19 protein-coding genes and 1 pseudogene are annotated in these 19,941 nt (G+C 72.3%); 6 read left to right on the top strand and 14 right to left on the bottom strand.

Annotated features, from left to right (window positions below):
• Positions 1–96: 96 nt before the first annotated feature.
• Genes folB through IF43_RS0114450 form a run of 3 tightly spaced genes read left to right on the top strand, consistent with a single transcriptional unit; the run spans position 97 to position 1,586 of the window.
• On the top strand, positions 97–456 hold the full coding sequence (gene folB / locus IF43_RS0114460; RefSeq protein WP_030199688.1) for a dihydroneopterin aldolase: 360 nt from the start codon (positions 97–99) through the stop codon (positions 454–456).
• Positions 453–1,052 (top strand): 2-amino-4-hydroxy-6-hydroxymethyldihydropteridine diphosphokinase, encoded by a 600-nt coding sequence (gene folK, locus IF43_RS0114455; RefSeq protein WP_030199685.1) that lies wholly within the window; start codon positions 453–455, stop codon positions 1,050–1,052. Before folB ends, folK begins: the two co-directional genes overlap by 4 nt.
• Before the next feature lie 48 nt (positions 1,053–1,100).
• Positions 1,101–1,586 (top strand): DUF3180 domain-containing protein, encoded by a 486-nt coding sequence (locus IF43_RS0114450; protein ID WP_030199683.1) that lies wholly within the window; start codon positions 1,101–1,103, stop codon positions 1,584–1,586.
• Positions 1,587–1,666: 80 nt separating this feature from the next.
• Here IF43_RS0114450 and folE read toward each other — a convergent pair whose 3' ends face one another.
• The 6 genes from folE to dacB all read right to left on the bottom strand — a co-directional run bounded on the left by folE (position 1,667) and on the right by dacB (position 9,407).
• The gene (gene folE, locus IF43_RS0114445; RefSeq protein WP_030199681.1) at positions 1,667–2,272 is read right to left on the bottom strand and encodes a GTP cyclohydrolase I FolE; all 606 of its coding nucleotides are present in this window, start codon (positions 2,270–2,272) and stop codon (positions 1,667–1,669) included.
• A gap of 99 nt (positions 2,273–2,371) precedes the next feature.
• Positions 2,372–4,402: an ATP-dependent zinc metalloprotease FtsH gene (ftsH, locus tag IF43_RS0114440; protein ID WP_030199678.1), complete on the bottom strand. Its 2,031-nt coding sequence runs from the start codon at positions 4,400–4,402 to the stop codon at positions 2,372–2,374.
• A gap of 242 nt (positions 4,403–4,644) precedes the next feature.
• Complete coding sequence (hpt, locus tag IF43_RS0114435) at positions 4,645–5,205, bottom strand: hypoxanthine phosphoribosyltransferase (protein WP_030199670.1); 561 nt, start codon at positions 5,203–5,205, stop codon at positions 4,645–4,647.
• Between the two features lie 62 nt (positions 5,206–5,267).
• Positions 5,268–6,386, bottom strand: coding sequence for a tRNA lysidine(34) synthetase TilS (gene tilS / locus IF43_RS0114430; RefSeq protein ID WP_030199669.1), 1,119 nt, complete (start codon positions 6,384–6,386; stop codon positions 5,268–5,270).
• A gap of 249 nt (positions 6,387–6,635) precedes the next feature.
• The gene (locus IF43_RS0114425; RefSeq protein ID WP_030199668.1) at positions 6,636–7,781 is read right to left on the bottom strand and encodes a zinc-dependent metalloprotease; all 1,146 of its coding nucleotides are present in this window, start codon (positions 7,779–7,781) and stop codon (positions 6,636–6,638) included.
• Between the two features lie 117 nt (positions 7,782–7,898).
• On the bottom strand, positions 7,899–9,407 hold the full coding sequence (gene dacB / locus IF43_RS0114420; protein ID WP_037888524.1) for a D-alanyl-D-alanine carboxypeptidase/D-alanyl-D-alanine-endopeptidase: 1,509 nt from the start codon (positions 9,405–9,407) through the stop codon (positions 7,899–7,901).
• A 135-nt stretch (positions 9,408–9,542) separates the two neighbouring features.
• On the opposite strand from dacB, the gene IF43_RS0114415 reads away from it, so the two are divergent.
• Positions 9,543–10,034, top strand: coding sequence for an inorganic diphosphatase (locus tag IF43_RS0114415; protein WP_030199665.1), 492 nt, complete (start codon positions 9,543–9,545; stop codon positions 10,032–10,034).
• A gap of 216 nt (positions 10,035–10,250) precedes the next feature.
• A complete protein-coding gene (locus tag IF43_RS0114410; RefSeq protein WP_030199661.1) occupies positions 10,251–11,903 on the top strand; it encodes a threonine/serine exporter ThrE family protein in 1,653 nt (550 codons plus the stop codon).
• Between the two features lie 121 nt (positions 11,904–12,024).
• Here IF43_RS0114410 and IF43_RS0114405 read toward each other — a convergent pair whose 3' ends face one another.
• The 5 genes from IF43_RS0114405 to IF43_RS0114385 all read right to left on the bottom strand — a co-directional run bounded on the left by IF43_RS0114405 (position 12,025) and on the right by IF43_RS0114385 (position 16,911).
• Complete coding sequence (locus IF43_RS0114405) at positions 12,025–12,732, bottom strand: DedA family protein (protein WP_234332158.1); 708 nt, start codon at positions 12,730–12,732, stop codon at positions 12,025–12,027.
• Between the two features lie 176 nt (positions 12,733–12,908).
• Positions 12,909–13,670: a MerR family transcriptional regulator gene (locus IF43_RS0114400; RefSeq protein WP_030199654.1), complete on the bottom strand. Its 762-nt coding sequence runs from the start codon at positions 13,668–13,670 to the stop codon at positions 12,909–12,911.
• A 128-nt stretch (positions 13,671–13,798) separates the two neighbouring features.
• A complete protein-coding gene (locus IF43_RS0114395; RefSeq protein WP_030199651.1) occupies positions 13,799–14,341 on the bottom strand; it encodes a DinB family protein in 543 nt (180 codons plus the stop codon).
• A gap of 174 nt (positions 14,342–14,515) precedes the next feature.
• Positions 14,516–15,973: an aldehyde dehydrogenase family protein gene (locus IF43_RS0114390; RefSeq protein WP_030199645.1), complete on the bottom strand. Its 1,458-nt coding sequence runs from the start codon at positions 15,971–15,973 to the stop codon at positions 14,516–14,518.
• A gap of 71 nt (positions 15,974–16,044) precedes the next feature.
• Positions 16,045–16,911, bottom strand: coding sequence for a helix-turn-helix transcriptional regulator (locus tag IF43_RS0114385; RefSeq protein WP_037888521.1), 867 nt, complete (start codon positions 16,909–16,911; stop codon positions 16,045–16,047).
• 369 nt (positions 16,912–17,280) lie between these two features.
• Between IF43_RS0114385 and IF43_RS0114380 the strand changes: the two genes are divergently transcribed.
• Positions 17,281–17,772: an ATP-binding protein gene (locus IF43_RS0114380; protein WP_030199641.1), complete on the top strand. Its 492-nt coding sequence runs from the start codon at positions 17,281–17,283 to the stop codon at positions 17,770–17,772.
• 219 nt (positions 17,773–17,991) lie between these two features.
• Here IF43_RS0114380 and IF43_RS0114375 read toward each other — a convergent pair whose 3' ends face one another.
• The 3 genes and pseudogenes from IF43_RS0114375 to IF43_RS0114370 all read right to left on the bottom strand — a co-directional run bounded on the left by IF43_RS0114375 (position 17,992) and on the right by IF43_RS0114370 (position 19,889).
• Positions 17,992–18,231, bottom strand: coding sequence for a DUF397 domain-containing protein (locus IF43_RS0114375; protein ID WP_030199639.1), 240 nt, complete (start codon positions 18,229–18,231; stop codon positions 17,992–17,994).
• 101 nt (positions 18,232–18,332) lie between these two features.
• A pseudogene (locus IF43_RS42675) lies at positions 18,333–18,553 on the bottom strand (30S ribosomal protein S18).
• A 112-nt stretch (positions 18,554–18,665) separates the two neighbouring features.
• Positions 18,666–19,889: a DUF2786 domain-containing protein gene (locus tag IF43_RS0114370; protein ID WP_030199631.1), complete on the bottom strand. Its 1,224-nt coding sequence runs from the start codon at positions 19,887–19,889 to the stop codon at positions 18,666–18,668.
• Positions 19,890–19,941: the final 52 nt, after the last annotated feature.

The following is a 19,941-nucleotide window of genomic DNA, read 5'->3' as shown; positions in this document are numbered from 1 at the left end:
TTCGAAGGTGGACGACGCCGACCGCACTCGGCGTAGGCCCAAGGCTCCGGAGAACTCCCGGGGCCGGAAGAACCTACGAAAGCAGGAGTGATTCGCGTGGATCGTGTCGCGCTGCGCGGCCTGAAGGCCCGCGGGCACCATGGCGTCTTCCCCCGGGAGCGCGAGGAGGGCCAGACCTTCATCGTCGACCTGGTGCTGCACCTCGACACCCGCCCCGCGGCGGCCGACGACGACCTGGCGAAGACCGTCCACTACGGAGTGGTGGCCGAGGAGGTCGTCGACGTCGTCCAGGGCGAGCCCGTGGACCTGATCGAGACCCTCGCCGAGCGCATCGCCCAGCAGTGCCTCAAGCACGAGGGCGTCGCCCAGGTCGAGGTGGTCGTCCACAAGCCGGACGCCCCGATCACCGTGCCCTTCGACGATGTGACCGTCACGATCACGCGGAGCCGCGCATGAACCAGCCCCAGGTCGATCCCACCGTGCAGCCCGTGCCCGCGTCCGTCGTCGAGACCGTCGACGCCGCGGACACCACCCTGTCCAACCCCAGGCTCGCCGTCGTCGCGCTCGGTTCGAACCTCGGCAACCGCCTGGAGACCCTCCAGGGCGCCGTCGACGCCCTCGGCGACACCCCCGGCGTCCGGGTCAAGGCCGTCTCCCCCGTCTACGAGACGGAGCCCTGGGGCGTCGAGCCCGGCTCCCAGCCGTCGTACCTCAACGCCGTGGCCGTGGTGAAGACCACCCTGCCGCCGAGCTCCCTGCTGGAGCGCGGCCAGGCCATCGAGGAGGCCTTCGACCGCGTCCGCGAGGAGCGCTGGGGCCCCCGCACCATCGACGTCGACATCGTCGCGTACGCCGACGTGGTCTCGGACGACCCGGTCCTCACCCTCCCGCACCCCCGGGCCCACCAGCGCGCCTTCGTGCTGGCCCCCTGGCACGACGTCGACCCCGCCGCCGCGCTGCCCGGCCACGGCCCCGTCACCGCCCTCCTGGCCGCCCTCGGCACGGCCGGCGTCACGCCGCGCCCCGACCTGGAACTCCGCCTGCCCGAGTAAGCGTTAGCGTGTGAGCTGGCAGCGGAGCGGAAAGCGGGGAACGGGGACGTGAAGCAACTGCGGCTGGGTGTCCTGACCGGAATCTTCGTGATCGCCGGGGTGCTGTCGTGGGCGGGCGCGAAGCTCTGGAACGCGTACGGCACCCTGCCCGGCGTCCCGCTGGCCGCCCCCATCGTGCTGGCCGTGATCGCCGTCGTCCTGTTCGCCACCGCGCTCTCGCTGCGCGGCCGGCTGAAGGCGCAGCGCGAGCGCGTTCCCGGCGCCAAGGGCGTCGAGCCCCTGATGGCGGCGCGCGCCGTGGTCTTCGGACAGGCCAGCGCCCTCGTCTCGGCCGTCGTGGCGGGCATCTACGGCGGCGTGGGCGCCTTCCTGGCCATGGACAGCCTGGAGGTCCCGGCCCGCCGCGACCAGGCCGTCTACGCCGGCTTCGCCGTCCTCGCCGGCGCCTGCGTCATCGCCGCCGCCATGTTCCTGGAGCGCGTCTGCCGGCTGCCCGAGGACGACGACAAGGACCACGCCCGCGCCGACGCGTGAGCGCGAGACGCCTACGCAGCCGAAGGGGCCCCTCACCCGTGTGAGGGGCCCCTTCGTCGTCCGTACGGCGCTGCGGCCGGTCAGCGGGCCATTATCAGGGCCATCGCCTCGGCGCGCGTGGCGGAGTCGCGGAGCTGGCCGCGGACGGCCGAGGTGGTGGTCTTGGCGCCCGGCTTGCGGATGCCGCGGACCGACATGCACATGTGCTCGGCCTCGACGACGACGATGGCGCCACGGGCCTCGAGGATCTCCATCAGGGAGTCCGCGATCTGCGTGGTGAGGCGCTCCTGCACCTGCGGGCGGCGGGCGTACACCTCGACGAGGCGGGCCAGCTTGGACAGCCCCGTGATCTTGCCGCTCTCGGCCGGGATGTAGCCCACGTGGGCCACCCCGTGGAACGGCAGCAGGTGGTGCTCACACAGAGAAACGATCTCGATGTCCTTCACCAGGACCATCTCGTCGTGCCCGAGGTCGAAGGTCGTCGTCAGGACGTCCTCCGGCTTCTGCCAGAGGCCGGCGAGGATCTCCCGGTACGCCCGGGCGACCCGGGCGGGGGTCTCGAGGAGGCCTTCGCGGTCCGGGTCCTCGCCGACCGCGATGAGGAGCTCGCGGACTGCGGCCTCGGCCCGCTTCTCGTCGAACTCGCCGATCGTGCCCTCGCCGTCCAGGGTCACTGGGTCGGTCATCTCTGCCTCGTTCCTGTCTGCGCTCACACGGGCATACGAAAATGCCGCGCCCCCCAGGCTAGAACCTGGGGGGCGCGGCATCCATTCCGGTGATCGGCGTCACGCCTCGGGGCGGTCCTCCGGTGCGACCTCGATGCCCTTCTCCGTGGAGACGGTGCCGGCGCCGGCGGCGACGCCGTTGGCCGCGTTGGTGAGCTGGAGCTCCTTCGGCGAGAGCACCGGCGGGCGGGTCGACGGGGTCCGGCGCGAGGAGCCGGTCCACGCCGGGCGGGCAGGGCGCTTGACGATGGTCGAGAAGATCTCGGCGATCTCCTCCTTGCCCAGCGTCTCCTTCTCCAGCAGCGCGAGGACGAGGTTGTCGAGGACGTCGCGGTTCTCGACCAGGATCTCCCAGGCCTCGTTGTGCGCGGCCTCGATGAGCTTCTTGACCTCTTCGTCGACCAGCGCCGCGACCTCTTCCGAGTAGTCGCGCTGGTGCGCCATCTCGCGGCCCAGGAACGGCTCGGTGTTGTCGCCGCCGAACTTGATCGCACCCAGGCGCTCGGTCATGCCGTACTGCGTAACCATCGCGCGGGCCGTGGCGGTGGCCTTCTCGATGTCGTTCGCGGCGCCCGTGGTCGGGTCGTGGAAGACCAGCTCCTCGGCCGCGCGGCCGCCCAGCATGTACGCCAGCTGGTCGAGCATCTCGTTGCGGGTCGTGGAGTACTTGTCCTCGTCGGGCAGGACCATGGTGTAGCCCAGGGCCCGGCCGCGGGACAGGATCGTGATCTTGTGGACCGGGTCGGAGTTCGGGGAAGCCGCCGCGACCAGGGCGTGGCCGCCCTCGTGGTACGCGGTGATCTTCTTCTCCTTGTCCGACATGATCCGGGTCCGCTTCTGCGGGCCCGCCACGACGCGGTCGATCGCCTCGTCCAGCATGTGGTTGTCGATCAGCTTCCGGTCCGAGCGGGCCGTGAGCAGCGCGGCCTCGTTCAGGACGTTCGACAGGTCGGCACCGGTGAAGCCGGGGGTGCGGCGGGCGACGGCGGCCAGATCGACGTCGGGCGCGACCGGCTTGCCCTTCTGGTGGACCTTGAGGATCTCCAGACGGCCCTGCATGTCCGGGCGGTCGACGGCGATCTGCCGGTCGAAGCGGCCCGGGCGCAGGAGCGCCGGGTCGAGGATGTCGGGCCGGTTGGTGGCGGCGATCAGGATGACGCCGCCCTTGACGTCGAAGCCGTCCATCTCGACGAGCAGCTGGTTCAGCGTCTGCTCGCGCTCGTCGTGGCCGCCGCCCAGACCCGCACCGCGGTGCCGGCCGACGGCGTCGATCTCGTCGACGAAGACGATGGCGGGCGCGTTGGCCTTGGCCTGCTCGAAGAGGTCGCGGACGCGGGAGGCGCCGACACCGACGAACATCTCGACGAAGTCCGAGCCGGAGATCGAGTAGAACGGGACGCCCGCCTCACCGGCGACGGCGCGCGCGAGGAGGGTCTTGCCGGTGCCGGGCGGGCCGTACAGCAGCACGCCCTTGGGGATCTTGGCGCCGACGGCCTGGAACTTCGCCGGCTCCTGGAGGAACTCCTTGATCTCGTGGAGCTCCTCGACCGCCTCGTCCGAGCCGGCCACGTCGGCGAAGGTCGTCTTCGGGGTGTCCTTGGTGATGAGCTTGGCCTTCGACTTGCCGAAGTTCATCACCCGGGAGCCGCCGCCCTGCATCTGGTTCATCAGGAACAGGAAGACCACGACGATGAGGACGAACGGCAGCAGGGAGAGCAGCACGCCCAGGAACGGGTTGGTCTTGTCCGGCGTCACGGAGTAGCCGTCGGGGATCTGGCCCCCGTCGGACTTGGCCTGCAGGTCCTTGGCGATGTCGACGCCCTGGTCGCCGATGTAGTTCGCCTGGAACTTGCTGCCGGACTCGTCGTCGAGCTTCTGGCCGTCCTTCAGCTCGATCTTGATCATCTGCGAGTCGCCGGTGGTGAGGCTCGCCTGCTTGACCTGGTTCTGGCTGATCGCGTTCAGAACCTTGCTGGTGTCAACCGACTTGTAGCCGCCACCCGAGCCGACGACATTCATCAGCACGACCACGGCGAGGACGGCCAGCACGATCCACATGACCGGCCCACGGAAGTATCGCTTCACGTCCATCCATACGGGGCGGTGATCGCCCCGTCCCTCCTGCCCGTAGGTAAATGCTGCTGTGAGTAAAGACTGTTCTTCGGAAGGTACCCCAGCATTGTCACCCGTGGCCTGGTTGGACGGCTGACAAATCCGCCTTCGCATGCTCCAACGGCGGGAACGCGGGAGTGGTTCCCCGCCGACCCGCGCCGACGGGGGCGCGCCACCCCCCGGCGGTGGCCGCCGGGGGTGGACACGGTGCGAGCCGGGGCTCAGCCGCCGTAGACGTGCGGGGCGAGCGTGCCCACGAACGGGAGGTTGCGGTACTTCTCCGCGTAGTCGAGGCCGTAGCCGACGACGAACTCGTTCGGGATGTCGAAGCCGACCCACTTCACGTCGATGGCGACCTTGGCGGCGTCGGGCTTGCGCAGCAGCGTGACGACCTCGAGGGAGGCCGGCTGGCGGGAGCCGAGGTTCGACAGCAGCCAGGACAGCGTCAGACCGGAGTCGATGATGTCCTCGACGATCAGGACGTGCCTGTCCTTGATGTCGGTGTCCAGGTCCTTGAGGATCCGGACGACGCCGGAGGACTGGGTACCCGCGCCGTAGGAGGACACCGCCATCCAGTCCATGGTGAGCGGGGTGGACAAGGCGCGCGCCAGGTCCGCCATCACCATCACCGCGCCCTTGAGGACGCCGACGATGAGCAGGTCCTTGCCCGCGTACTCCGCATCGATCTTCGCGGCCAGCTCGGCCAGCTTCGCGTCGATCTCTTCCTTGGTGATGAGCACCGACGCAAGATCGTTGCCCATGTCCTTCTCGTTCACCCGCATCGCTTTCGTTGGCGGCCGCGGCCCCGGACGTTCCCCCGGAGGCCTCGGCCGTGGTTCAGCACTCAGCCCTGCCGGATGACAAGTCTGCCACCCTGCCGCTGGGCCATGACGCGGCCGGGCAGGTTGATCGCGCCCTGACCCCGCCAGCCGGTGATGAGACGGTCGACTTCCTCGATGTGGCGGGCGAAGAGGGAGCCGGCCGGGGAACCTGCCTGGACCACGGCCCGGCGCAGCACGCGGCGGCGCACGGCCGGGGGCAGGGCGTAGAGCTTGGCGCACTCCAGCTGGCCTGCCTCGTCGCGCACGGTCCGGTCGGCCTGGACGGCCCAGGCGTCGAGGGCGTCGGCGTCGTCCCGGGACAGCTGGGCGGTGCGGGCCAGGGCTTCGACGACGCCCTTGCCGAGGGCCTTCTCCAGGGCGGGCAGGCCCTCGTGGCGCAGCCGCGAGCGGGTGTAGGCGGGGTCGGCGTTGTGCGGGTCGTCCCAGACGGCCAGCGACTGCACCATGCAGGCCTTGCGGGCCGTCTGGCGGTCGATGTTCAGGAACGGGCGGCGGTAGCGGCCGGGGGCCGCCGCCCCGTAGCCGGTCCCGCCGGACTTCTCGGCCATGCCGGACAGGGACCGGATGCCGGAGCCGCGGGCGAGTCCGAGCAGGACGGTTTCGGCCTGGTCGTCGCGGGTGTGGCCGAGCAGGACCGCGACGGCGCCGAGCCGTTCGGCGGCGGCGTCGAGCGCTGCGTAGCGGGCGTCGCGGGCGGCGGCCTCGGGGCCGCCGTCGCGGCCCACGGTGACGGCCACGGACTCGGCGGGTTCGAGCCGCAGGGCGGTCATGCGGGCGACGACCTCGGAGGCGCGCAGGTCCGAGCCGGGCTGGAGGCCGTGGTCGACGGTGATGCCGCCGGCGCGGATGCCGAGCTTGGGCGCCTCGAAGGCCAGGGCGGAGGCGAGGGCCATGGAGTCCGCGCCGCCGGAGCAGGCGACGAGGACGAGGGGGCGCCGGTCGCCGCCGGAGGCGGGGGCGGGGATGCCGCCGGCGGGGCGGCCGGGGCCGGTCGCGGCCGTCTCGGGGTCGGTCGCGCGTGCGGCCCGGTCGCGGGCGGTCTGGTCGAGGTCGGTCAGTACGTCGTGGAGTACGCGGCGGACCGCCAGGCGTATCGCCGCGACCGCAGGATGGGGTCCCATGTCCGGTGCCCTTCGGTGGAAGTCTGGAGGCGCTCGCCCCGGGGGGCGCGCGGCAGTGCTCAGGAGGTGGTGCGGGGGTGGTGCGCTCGGGTGGTGGCCCCGGCCCCGGAGGACCGGAACGTCACTCAGAGTGCGTCGATGGTGACAGAGCCGAGCCGTTCCCTGAGCATCGCACGCCTATCCACGGCCCACGGTCCCTCGGATGGGTGATGCTGAGCGCCTCCAGGAGACATCAGTGGTCGCTTTGCGTCACTCCGCGTCACTTCCCTTGCGGTGCACCCGCTGGACCCAGTCGGCGGGCTTGGCGATCTCGGCCTTCGTGGGGAGGGTGTTGGGCGAGGTCCAGACGCGGTTGAAGCCGTCCATGCCGACCTGGTCGACGACGGCGCGCACGAAGCGCTCCCCGTCGCGGTACTGGCGGAGCTTGGCGTCGAGCCCGAGGAGCTTGCGCAGGGCCGCGTCGAGGCGCCCCGCGCCGCTGGCGCGCCGCTTCTGGAACTTCTCGCGGATCTCGGCGACGGAGGGCACGGCCTCGGGGCCGACGCCGTCCATGACGTAGTCGGCGTGCCCTTCGAGCAGGGACATCACGGCGGTGAGCCGGCCGAGGATCTCGCGCTGCTCGGGGGTCTGGACGAGGTCGACGAGCGAGCGCCCGCCCTCCTCCTCGCCGTCCTCGCCCTCCGGGCGGCCCCCGGAGAGCGACTGGGCCGCCTCGCGGAGCCGTTCGAGGACGGTCATCGGGTCCATCTCGGTGGCACCGAGGAACGACTGGATCTCCCCTTCGAGGTGGTCGCGCAGCCAGGGGACGGCCGTGAACTGCGTCCGGTGCGTCTCCTCGTGCAGGCAGACCCACAGCCGGAAGTCGTGCGGGTCGACCTCCAGCTCGCGCTCGACGTGGACGATGTTGGGGGCGACCAGCAGCAGCCGGCCGCCGCCCGCGGAGCCGGGCAGGTCGCGGGTGGCCGGGGCGAAGGTCTCGTACTGCCCGAGCACGCGCGAGGCCAGGAAGCCGAGCAGCATCCCGAGCTCGACGCCGGTGACCTTCCCGCCGACGGCGCCGAAGAGGGCCCCGCCGGGGGCGTTCGCGGTCGTCCGGCGCTCCTGCATCTTGCCGAGGAGCGGGGTGAGGAGGTGCCGGAAGCCGGCCACGTTGGCCTTGGCCCACCCGGCCCGGTCCACGACGAGCACGGGCGTGTCCGCGACGGGCGCGTCCTCGGGCATCATCCGGACGAACCGCCGTACGTGTCCCTCGGCGGCCCGCGCGTGCCGGCGCAGTTCGGCGACGACGGCCCGCGCCTCGTCCCGGGTCACCTCCGGTCCGGGCCGCACCAGCCGGGTCGCGGTCGATACCGCGAGATTCCAGTCGACCATCTCCGCACCACCGAGGCTCGTCATACGTCAACGGTACGTGGACCGGGCCCGCTGCGGAGGGGGTTGTGCACCGGGCTTCGGACCGTCCGCGCCCTGCTCCCCGCCCCGCAGCCTCCGGCCCCCGCCGTCAGCCGGCAGCCCTCAACCGGCAGCCCCGGCCGCGGGCCCGTCCCCCGCCCCCGCCAACCCGGCGGCCAGCCGGTCCAAGGCCCCCTGCGCCGCGTCCTTCCCGGGCGTCCCCTCCGCGAGGAAGGCGAAGGCGAGCAGCCGCCCGGTCGGCTCGACCACGATGCCGGCGAGCGAGTTCACCCCGTTGAGCGTGCCGGTCTTGGCGCGCAGCAACCCCGCGGCGGGGGAGTCGCCCGCGTTGCGGCCGCTGAGCGTCCCGGTGAACCCGGCCACCGGCAGGCCGGTCAGGACGGGCCGCAGGTCGGGCCGCGTGGGGTCGGCGGCCCGGGCGAGCAGGGCGGCCAGCAGGCGCGCGCTGACCCGGTCCTGGCGGGACAGGCCGCTGCCGTCGGCGAAGCGGGCGCCGCGCAGGGGGGCGCCGAGGGCGCGCAGCCGTGCGGTGACGGCCTGCTCGCCGCCCTGGAAGCTGGCGGGCTTCTTCTCGCCGAGCGCGGTCTGACGGGCCAGCGCCTCGGCGAGGTCGTTGTCGCTCTCGGTGAGCATGCGCTCGACCAGCTGGGCGAGCGGTGCGGAGGCGGTGTCGGCGACGGACGCGGCCTTGGCCGAAGCGCGTCCCGGGGCGATGTCGTCGGAGACCGCGATCCCGCGGGCGCGCAGGAGTCCGGCGAAGGCCTCGGCGGCCTCCCGGGCGGGGTCCGGGGCGCGGTCGGCCGTACCGGAGTACGAGTGGTCCAGGCGTGCCTCGTCGACCATCAGGGCGCTCAGCGGGGCGATGTTGTCGTTGTCGGCGCCGATGGGGTGGGCGGCGGGGCCGCTGTAGAGGGTGGTGTCGTAGGCCAGGCGTACGTCCTTCGCGCCGGCGCCGCGGGCCTTGAGGGCGCGGGCGGTCTCGTCGGCGAGCTCGACGAGGCTGCCGCCGGTGGGGCCGTGGCCGGCCGGGCCGGGCCCGGTGGCGCCGTCGGAGCCGGCGCCGCGCGGGGCGCGGGCGGTGAGGGTGGGGTCGCCGGCACCGACGAGGACGACCCGGCGGCCGTCGGGGTCGGCCAGCACCCGGGTCTCGATGCGGTGGTCGGGGCCGCGGCCGGCGAGGGCCGCCGCCGCGGTGGCGATCTTGATGGTGGAGGCGGGGGTCATGGGCCGGTCGGCGTCGGCGGCGTAGACGACCTGTCCGGTGGCCACGTCGAGGACGCAGGCGGTGCGGGTGGTGCCCAGGCCCGGATCCGCCATCAGGGGCGCCAGGGCCTTGCCCAGGGCCGTCGTACGGGCGGCGGTGAGGCCGGGCCCGGCGACCGCGGACAGCACGCCGGGGGCACTGGGTGCCACCGCGGGCTCACGGGGCCCCTGGGGGCCGCCGCGGCCGTGATGTGCGCCACCCGTGCGCTCGTGGGCGGCGGCCCAGGCCCGCTCGGCCTTACGCTGGCCGGAGTCCCAGGGCCCTGCGGCGGCCACGGCACCCGCCGCGAGGGCGAGACCGGCCGCGGCCGATCCCGCGGCGAGCCGCCACGTCGTTGTCAGCGGCACCTCGGACCAGCCCCTTTCGCGATCACACGACTGCGTGAGGGACACTTAACCACTGCGTCTTGCCGCGAGCATGGCACCCCGGCCCCCGGGTGGACGCGCTGTCACTCGAAGCACGTGATCATGGAGGAGCAGGACGTGGAGTTCGACGTCACCATCGAGATCCCCAAGGGTTCGCGGAACAAGTACGAGGTGGACCACGAGACCGGCCGGATCCGCCTGGACCGTCGCCTCTTCACCTCGACCAGCTACCCGACCGACTACGGCTTCGTCGAGAACACCCTCGGCGAGGACGGCGACCCGCTGGACGCGCTGGTCATCCTTGACGAGCCGACCTTCCCGGGCTGCCTGATCAAGTGCCGTGCGATCGGCATGTTCCGCATGACGGACGAGGCGGGCGGCGACGACAAGCTGCTGTGCGTGCCGGCCTCGGACCCGCGCGTGGAGCACCTGCGCGACATCCACCACATCTCCGAGTTCGACCGCCTGGAGATCCAGCACTTCTTCGAGGTCTACAAGGACCTGGAGCCCGGCAAGTCCGTCGAGGGCGCCAACTGGGTCGGCCGCGCCGAGGCCGAGGCCGAGATCGAGCGCTCCTTCAAGCGCCTGCAGGAGCACGGCGGCCACTGAGGCCCCCGGCTCTTCGCCGAGCCTTCCGGTTCCTGACGGAGCCGAGCTGAACGGGCGGTACCCCGGCACGGGGTGCCGCCCGTTCGCGTACCCGCGCCCCCGCCCACGCCCGTACCACCCCCCACACCCTCAGCTCACTCCCCCTCGACCCGCTTTCGCCATGGACGAAACGGTTCCGCATACTGATGATCGGGGTGGCCAGGGACAGGAGTGGGCGTGGCGGAGTCCGAGGGGGCAGAGGACCGCAAGCCGCGGTCGGACGAGGCGCACAGCGCGTTCGCGCCGCCCGACGGCGTGGCCGCGTCGCCGCCCGCCGAGGACGAGCACCCCACGTCGGAGTTCGCGGTCCCGGAGGGCCTGGAGCCCCCGCCGGCCGAGCTGGAGGGCTCCGCGTTCGCCCGTCCCGGCGCGTACGCCGCCCCGTCCGGCCCGCCGGGCCCGCCGGGCCACCAGGCCGCCGCGGACCTGCCGTTCGCCCGGATGACCGAGTCCCCCTGGCAGGACCGCATGCGCACGATGCTGCGCATGCCCGTCGGCGACCGGCCGGTGCCGGAGCCGGCCCAGAAGCACGGCGAGGGCGGCCCGGCCGTGCCGCGCGTCCTCGACCTGACCCTGCGCATCGGCGAGCTGATGCTGGCCGGCGGGGAGGGCGCGGAGGACGTCGAGGCCGCCATGCTCGCGGTGGCCCGCTCGTACGGGCTGGACCGGTGCGAGCCGACCGTCACCTTCACGATGCTGTCGATCACGCACCAGCCCTCGCTGGTCGACGACCCGGTCTCGGCCAGCCGCACGGTGCGCCGCCGCGGTACGGACTACAACCGGCTGGCGGCGGTGTTCCGCCTGGTCGACGACGTCAGCGCGCCCGAGGTCGACATCTCGCTGGAGGAGGCGTACCGGCGGCTGGCGGTGATCCGCCGCAACCGCCACCCCTACCCCGGCTGGGTGCTCACCGCTGCGGCGGGCCTGCTGGCGGGCGCGGCCTCGATCCTGGTCGGCGGCGGCGTGCTCGTGTTCTTCGCGGCCGCACTGGGCGCGATCCTGGGCGACCGGCTGGCATGGGTGTGCGCGGGGCGCGGGCTGCCGGAGTTCTACCAGTTCGTGGTGGCCGCGATGCCGCCGGCCGCGATCGGCGTGGCGATCAGCCTGACGGGCTGGGACGTGAAGGCCTCCGCGGTGATCACCGGTGGGCTGTTCGCGCTGCTGCCCGGGCGGGCCCTGGTGGCGGCCGTACAGGACGGCCTGACCGGCTTCTACATCACCGCCTCGGCACGCCTGCTGGAGGTGATGTACCTCTTCATCGGGATCATCATCGGCGTGCTGGCGGTGCTCTACCTGGGCCTGCAGCTGCACACCTCGCCGAACCCGGAGGAGGTCCTGCAGATCACCGAGCGGCCGCCGGTGCAGATCGCTGCCGCGCTGGTGCTCGTGTTCACGTTCGCGATCCTGCTGCAGCAGCCGTGGGCCACGGTGTGGATCGTGTCGCTGAACGGCGGGGTGGCCTGGGTGACGTTCGGGGCGCTGCACTACGCCGGCGGCATCCCGCCGGTGCCGTCCACCGCGGTCGCGGCGGGGCTGGTGGGCCTGTTCGGCCAGCTGTTCTCGCGCTACCGGTACGCGTCGGCGCTGCCGTACGTCACGGCGGCGATCGGGCCGCTGCTGCCCGGCTCGGCGACGTACTACGGGCTGCTGTCGATCGCGGAGGGCCGGCTGGACAAGGGCCTGGCCTCGCTGGTGAACGCGGCCGCGCTGGCGCTGGCCATCGCGATCGGGGTGAACCTGGGCGCGGAGATCTCGCGCCTGTTCATGCGCGGGCCGGTGCGCGCGAGCGCCGCCAAGCGCGGCGCGGCCAAGCGCACCCGCGGGTACTGAGCCCGCCCGGCCGCTGCGCGGCGCCTGCGGGGCGAAGGCCCGCAGCACACGGGGCACGACGAAGGCCCGGGGCGGCGGTCGCCCCGGGCCTCCGTGCGGAGTCTGCAGTGCGCGTACGGCGTCAGCGGCGCGCGTGGCGGCCGCGCTGCGGGGGCGCGGTGAACTCGGTGTCCTGGGCGCCGGCGGGGGCCGCGGGGGCGCTCTTCGCCTCGCGGCGGGCCTTGAGGACCTCGAAGGCGACCGGGACCACCGACACCAGGACGATCACCACCAGGATCGACTCGACGTGGTTCTTGATGAGGTCGATCTGGCCGAGCCAGTAGCCCGCCATCGTGACGCCGGCGCCCCAGCCGAGGCCGCCGATCACGTTGTACGTGATGAACGTGCGGTACTTCATGCGGCCGGCGCCCGCCACGATCGGCGCGAAGGTCCGCACGATCGGGACGAAGCGGGCCAGCACGATGGCCTTGGGGCCGAACTTCTCGATGAACTCGTGCGCCTTGTCGAGGTTCTCCCGCTTGAAGAGCCTCGAGTTCGGCCGGTTGAAGAGCTTGGGGCCGAAGAACTTGCCGATCAGGTAGCCCACCTGGTCGCCCAGCACGGCCGCCGCCACGATCAGCGTGACCACCAGCCAGAGCGGCTCCTCGATGTACTGGCCGTTGGCGACCAGCAGACCGGCGGTGAAGAGCAGCGAGTCGCCCGGGAGGAAGGCGAAGAGCCCCGACTCGGCGAAGACGATCGCCAGGATGCCGATCAGACCGAAGTTGGAGATCCAGTAGTCAGGGGACATCCACTCGGAGAGTCCGGTCGCGAGGGTCGTCGTGTACACGGGAATCCGGGCTCCTGGGATTCGGGGACAGGTGTGCCGTCGCGGGGACAGGTGCGCCGGGCGGTTGCCCACAATTATGAACGCGGCGGGCCCCCGCCCGGTTCCAGCCCGGAGGGGGGCTCCTTTGCCACCTTTTTACCGTCTGCGGCGCCCCTGCGGCTAGGGGGCTCTTCGGATCAGGCCCCGTGCCGCTCCGCGTTCGCGACGATGGCCGCGCTCAGGTACGCGGCCAGGCCCGGCCCTGCCTTGTCGATGTTCTCGGTGAAGCGGACGTCGGCGACGTACATCTCACCGAGGCAGCGGTGCATCGCGTGCGGGCAGTCGTAGAAGTTCCGGCTCATCTGCGCCCGGTGCTCCTCCGCGGCGTCCATGGCCGCCTCCGAGTCGGCCGGCTCCCCCGCCTCCATCAGGGCGAGGAGCCGCCCGTTGAGGGCGTCGCCCTCGGCCCGGATGCGCAGCCAGTCCTCCTTGGTGTACGTCGCGGTCCGGCGGGCGGACTCCTTGTAGGCGTCCGTGCCGCCCCACCGCTGCTCGGCCTCGTCGGCGTACTGCTCGGGGTCCTGGTCCCCGAAGACCTCGAAGCGCTCCTCGGGGGTCAGGTTGATGCTCATTCTGCGTGCCTCCATCGCCTGCTCGACGGCCTTGGCCATCTGCTGGAGCCGATCGATCCGGCCGGTCAGCAGCGCGTGCTGACGGCGCAGGTGCTCGTGCGGATCGGTGTCGGGATCGTCCAGCAGGACCGCGACCTCCTCGAGCGGGAAGCCGAGCTCCCGGTAGAACAGGACCTGCTGCAGCCGCTCGAGGTCGGCGTCGTCGTAACGCCGGTGCCCCGCGTGGTTGCGCCCGCTCGGGGAGAGCAGGCCGATCTCGTCGTAGTGGTGCAGCGTGCGCACCGTCACCCCGGCGAAACCGGCGACCTGGCCCACGGAATAGCTCATCGTTCCCGCTCCTGTCGTTCGGTACGCACTCCAGCCTGGCCCCTCACGCGGCGTGAGGTGCAAGCCCGGGCGGCGACGGAGGTGGGGTCGCGGCGGGGCCGGGTGGGGACCGCCGGGGCGGACGGCCCTCAGGCGTCCGTCGCGGCGGCGGCGACCAGCTCGAAGGCGGTCCGGCCGTCCAGGGACTCGCGGATGATGTCGGCGTGGCCGGCGTGCCGGGCGTGCTCCTCGACCAGGTGGAGCAGCAACCAGCGCATCGAGACCTTGCCCTCCTTCGGGAACCAGGGCTGGTCCGGCAGGGGGAAGGTGTCGTCGAGGCTGGACACGGCCGCGATGAAGTCCGCGAGCTCGGCGGCCACCCCGTCCCAGAAGGCCAGCACGCCCTCCACCGACTCGTCGCCGACCAGCCGGAAGCTGTCGGCCCAGGTGGACTCGTCGCGCTGCTTCTCGTTGGGCTTCTGCTGCGCCATCCGCAGCCAGTTGAGCTCGGTCTCCGCGACGTGCTTGAGCAGGCCGGAGAGGGACAGCTCGCTGGCGCTCGGGCGGCTGGCGGCCTGCTCGGCGGTGAGGCCGAGGACGGACCGCCGCAGGGCACCGCGCTGGGCCTCGACGAAGTTCAGGAGCGCGCCGCGCTCGTCGCCCTGGGATTCCGCGGGAACGTGAGTGACCATGACCGACCGCCGCCTTCGCGTCTGGCTTGCGCCTGCTTCCTTCTGACAGGAACGACGCTACGGGGGCTTGCGGTCAGCTTCTGTCCGCGATCACCCGCGGCACGGCGGGGAGAATTCCGCGGCTCAGGAGCGGCGTCCGCGGCGCAGGAAGCAGAAACGGTCCGCCCGCTCGGCTCAGAACGGGAAGTGCGAGCGCCCGTGCTGGATCGAGATCCACTTCTGGGTGGTGAAGGCCTCGACGGTCGCGTCCCCGTTCAGCCGCCCGAGCCCGGACGCCTTCTCCCCGCCGAACGCGGCCAGCGGCTCGTCCGAGATCGTGGAGTCGTTGACGTGGAACATCCCCGCCTCGACGCGCTTGGCGAAGCGCACGCCCCGCTCGACGTCGCGCGTGTGCACGGCCCCGCTGAGCCCGTAGGGGGTCGCGTTGGCCAGGCGTACGGCCTCGTCCTCGCCGTCGAACGGCACGAGCAGCGCGACCGGGCCGAAGATCTCCTGGCCCAGCAGGGGGGAGTCCTCGGGCAGGCCGGTCAGCACGGTCGGCTCGACGAGGTTGCCGCGGGTGGCGCCGCGGACGAGCGCGGTGGCCCCCTCCTCGAGCGCGCGGTCGACGAGCGCGGTCAGGGCGTCGGCCTGGAAGGGGTTGATCAGGGGGCCGATCTGCACGTCGTCCTCGTGCGGGTCGCCGGTGTTGAGGGAGCGGACCCGCTTGACGAACCGCTCGGTGAAGTCGTGCTCGACCGCCCGGTCCACCAGGATGCGGTTGGCGGCCATGCAGACCTGCCCCTGGTAGACGAAGCGGCTGAAGACGGCCGCGTCCACGGCGTAGTCGAGGTCGGCGTCGTCGAGGACGACGAGCGCGCTGTTGCCGCTGAGCTCGAGGACGGTGCGCTTGAAGTGCTTGGCCGCGACGGCGCCGACGTGCCGGCCGACCCGGTCCGAGCCGGCGAAGGAGATCACCTTGGGCACGGGGTGGGTGAGCAGCGCGTCGCCTATCTCGGCGATGTCGGTGACCAGGACGTTGAGGAGGCCGGCGGGCAGGCCCGCGTCCTCGAAGAGCCTGGCGATGACCCCGCCGCCGGTGACCGGGGCGTTCTGGTTCGGCTTGATGACGACCGCGTTGCCCAGGGCCAGGGCGGGGGCCACGGACTTCAGGGTGACCAGGAAGGGGAAGTTGAACGGGCTGATGACCGCGACCACGCCGACGGGCAGCCGCTCGACCCGGTTCTCCTTGCCCTCCACCAGGGAGGGCAGGATCCGTCCCTCGGGCCGGACGGCGAGCTGGATCGCCTCGCGCAGGAACTCCTTGGCGAGCCAGACCTCGTAGCGGGCCTTGGCGCGGGTGCCGCCCAGCTCGTCGATCATCGCCTCGACGAGCTCGTCCTCGCGCTCCTCGGTCAGGCGCAGCACGCCCTCGATGACGGCGCGTCTGGCGTACGGGCTGACCTGCGCCCATTCGCGCTGGGCGCGCTCGGCGGCCCGGTAGGCCTCGTCGACCTGCTCGACCGTGGCGACGGTGATCGCCGCGAGCTTCTCGCCGTTGTAGGGGTTGACGTCGATGATGTCCCACGAGCCGGTACCGGCAAGCCACTGCCCGTCGATGTACTGGTGAGCCAGCTCGGTGAATATGGACATGTCATCCCTTACTGCGAGCGCGCACCGTTGCGCTGCACTGGCGCCTGAATGGCCGTCATCCTACTTGCGTGTCAAGAAAGTTGGAGCAGACCTCGGAGAAGATCCCGGGTCGCCCCGGGGTCGGGGCAGTCCCCCTGCAGGCGCTCCATCGCCCGTCCGTACTGGGCCACCTCGTCGTCCTTGTCGAGGTAGAGGGCACTGGTGAGCTGTTCGAGGTAGACGATGTCCTGGAGGTCGGACTCGGGGAAGCGCAGGAGCGTGAACGCCCCGCTCTCGCCCGCGTGACCGCCGAAGCTGAAGGGCATGACCTGGAGCCGCACGTTCGGCCGCTGGGAGATCTCGATGAGGTGCTCCAACTGGCCGCGCATGACCCCCCGGTCGCCGTACGGACGGCGCAGGGCCGCCTCGTCGAGGACCGCGTGGAACTGCGGCGCGCTCTCGGAGACGAGGACCTTCTGGCGTTCGAGGCGGAGCGCCACCCGGCGGTCGATCTCGGCGGCCGAGGCCCCGGGCATGCCGCGGCTGACGACGGCGTGCGCGTACGCCTCGGTCTGCAGCAGGCCGTGCACGAACTGCACTTCATAGATACGGATGAGGGAGGCCGCGCCTTCGAGGCCGATGTACGTCTGGAACCAGCCCGGCAGCACGTCGCCGTAACTGTGCCACCAACCGGCCGCGTTGGCCTCGCGCACGAGACCGAGGAGCGACTCGCGCTCCGCGCCGTCGGTGACCCCGTAGAGCGTCAGCAGGTCCTCTACGTCTCTGGCCTTGAAGCTCACCCTTCCCAACTCCAGACGGCTGATCTTCGATTCTGATGCGCGGATCGAGTAGCCGGCCGCCTCACGGGTGATCCCACGGGATTCACGCAGTCGCCGCAGCTGTGATCCCAGGAGGATGCGTCGCACCACGGAGCCGCTGTTCGACTCTCCTGCGGTCACTCTCCAGCCCTCCCCATCTCGCTCGTGCCCCCGGCGCCCACCGGCGCGAGGGGCTGCCTGCGGGACCCCCGTACCCCGGGCCCGAAGTCTGCCACCAAAACGCAGCCGCCCGTACTCGTTCTGTAACGGAATCCGGCTTCCTGGAAAAGAAGTCCGTAAGTCGGCGTAGGAAGAAATGGGCAAGAAGCATCACGGGAGCGGACACGTCCGGCGCGTGCACGTGCATCTGCCCTTGCATCTGCCCATCGCATTCGGAACCATGGTTGGCGCGTACCGTGCGTCTCTCGCGCGGGCGCAAGGCGCCACCCCGCAGTACCGCTCCGTCCGCGACTCCCGGGAGTGCCTCGCATGGGGACGAATGGATCGACCATGCTCGAGCCCTTACGGCAGGGGCTGCCCCCGGTCGACCCCTCGGCCGTCTCCGGGTCCGCGTCCTGCGCCCTGCCCGCCCAGTTCGAAGCGGTGCGGGGCGCCCGTTCGTTCACGAGATCGACCCTCTCCCAGTGGGGCCTCGACGACCGGTTCGACGACGTCGCGCTGGTGGTCTCCGAACTCGTCACCAACGCCCTGCGGCACGCCCTGCCGGCGGGCGTGGGCGCGGCGCCCGAATCGGGCGTACGGCTGCACCTCATGAGGTGGAGCACGCGCCTGGTGTGCGCGGTGCGCGATCCGAGCGAGGACTGCCCGGCACCGGGCGAGGGCGAGGGCTTCTCCCCGGAGCGGCTGGACGAGAACTGCGACCTGGAATCGGGGCGCGGACTGTTCCTGGTGGACTCGTACAGCGACGGCTGGGGCTGGCACCCGCTCGCCGGGCGGCTGACGGGCAAGGTGGTCTGGGCGCTGTTCATGCTGCACGACTGAGCCGCGGCGGCGCGTGCGTACGCCGCCGGCACACACCGGCACACGGAGGAGGCGGGGTTCCGCCGGCCCGGTAGGGGCCGACGGGACCCCGCCCCTTTTGCGTGGCGCGCTTGCCGCGTACGCCGGGACGCCTCGGCCGGCGGCGCTCAGGGCGGCCCAGGGTGGTCGGGGCGGCCAGGGCGTTCAGGGTGGCCAGGGCGTTCCGGGCGTTCAGGGCGTTCAGGGTGCGATGAGGTGGTCGAACTCGCCGTCCTTGATGCCGAGCAGCATCGCCTCTATCTCGGCCGGCGTGTAGACGAGGGCCGGGCCGTCCGGGTGCCGGGAATTGCGGACGGCGACATTCCCCCCGGGAAGTTTGGCGAACTCCACGCAGGAGCCCTGCGAGTTGCTGTGTCGGCTCTTCTGCCAGACGACTCCGCCGAGTTCTGTGGCGGCCATGCCGTTGTACGCGTGGTCCACAGGAATCCCCCGATAGTGCAGATGTCAACTCCACCGGATCATAGCTGTGTTCATATGCTGCTGCATGGGCAGATGCACGTGCACGCGGGGTGTCCCCCTGGTCACGCGGCGGTTCGGGGCGGCCCGGAACCGTGGGGCAAAAGGGCAATTTCCCGGGCGTTCCCGATGGTGCGGGCGGCTTGCCGTGCCTGCCGGGCGTCACACGTGTCACACGGCAGTCGCGAATTTTCCCGTTCTCCGAGATGAATTTCCGGAGGGGTTCGGTTCCGCGTCGGGCGTATGTGATCCCCGCCGCATCCCACGGGTTCCGCACCGCCTTCAGCGGATTGCGTGACGCGGCGCGGCAGCGCGCCCCGTCATTCCTTCGGGGGCCGGGGGAAGCGGCGGCGAGGTCGCTGTCGGAGCACACCCGCGCCGCCTCAGCGGTCCTCAGGTCAACGGGCCTCCCGCCCGATACGGCCGCGCCGCCCGCCCATGTCGGCACGGTCCGCCGCCGCGGTGCCGTCCAGCCAGCCCGCCTCGTCGGTGGCGCCCCGCAGCCGGGTGGTCGTGGTCCGCGGGAACATCTCCTCCGCCCGCGCGCCGACCGCCACGTCCCGCGCCGCCAGCACCGGCAGCAGCGCGTCCGCCCGCTCCCCCGCCTCCGCGCGCACGGCTTCCGCCACGTGCTCGGCCGCCTCCGCCAGCCGGTGCCCGACCCGGCTCGCGTACGCCAGGAAGAAGGACTGCCGGAACGTCTTCGTCCGCTTGCGGCCGCCGGCCCGCTGGCCCGCCTCGGCCCGGGTCATCGCCGCCGTGCCCTGCACCAGCAGCGACGTGTGGAGCAGCTCCACGGCCTCCAGGTCGCTCTCGAAGCCGACCACCGTCGAGAACCCGAAGGCCGAGTTCCACACCGCCCGGCACCGGTTGGCCGTGGCCACCGCGTCCAGGAGCACCGCCTTGGCCTCCTCGTACGGCGGCTCGACGCCGATCCGGCACGCCCCGGGGCGCTGTCCGGGCCGGGCCAGGGAGGCCTCGTCGATGGTGTGCCGGGCCATCAGCTCCTGGGCCTTGGCGCTCAGCGCCTCGGCCTCCTCGGGATAGGTCGTCGCCTCGGCCTTGGCCAGCAGCGCCCGGATCCGCCCGAGGGTCTTCGGGTCGCCGTGCTCCAGCGGTACGGCCGCCAGCGGATCGCCCGGCACCGGCCCCACCGGCTCGACCGAGGGCAGCCGCACCAGCAGCCGCAGCGTCTCCAGCAGCGCGGTGGCGAGCGTGAACCGGTCCGCCGACTCGCGCCGGGCGAGCCCCTCCGCGTACTCGGGGTCACTCCCCCACCAGGCCCCGGCGCCACCGAGCTCGGCGAGCTGCGCGGTCCAGCGCTCCGAGAGCTGCCCGGCGCCGTAGCGCCGGCCCTCGGCGGCGATCAGGTCGAGGGCGAGGCGCTCGTGGCGCTCGTCGAGGTCGCGCCGCACCAGCCGGAGCACGTCGGCGGGCTGCCACCCACGCTCCCAGGCGGTACGCACGAACGCCGAGCCGCGCGCCAGCAGCTCGCGGCCGGTCTCCGACCAGCCGGCGGCATCGGCGGCCAGGAGCGAGGCACCGGTGTCGAGGCCGGTGTCGTCCTGGGAGTAGAGGGCTGCGGCGAAGGCACGGTCGACGACCGGGTCAGACGGGTTCACACGCCCAGCCTCGCACGCCCCGCCACCGACCCCCCTCCCGCCTCCCACCACC

Origin of the sequence: Streptomyces sp. NRRL S-87 (assembly GCF_000719335.1) — a bacterium.
Taxonomy (GTDB): Bacteria; Actinomycetota; Actinomycetes; order Streptomycetales; family Streptomycetaceae; genus Streptomyces.
This window is presented reverse-complemented; position numbering and strand designations above follow the sequence as displayed.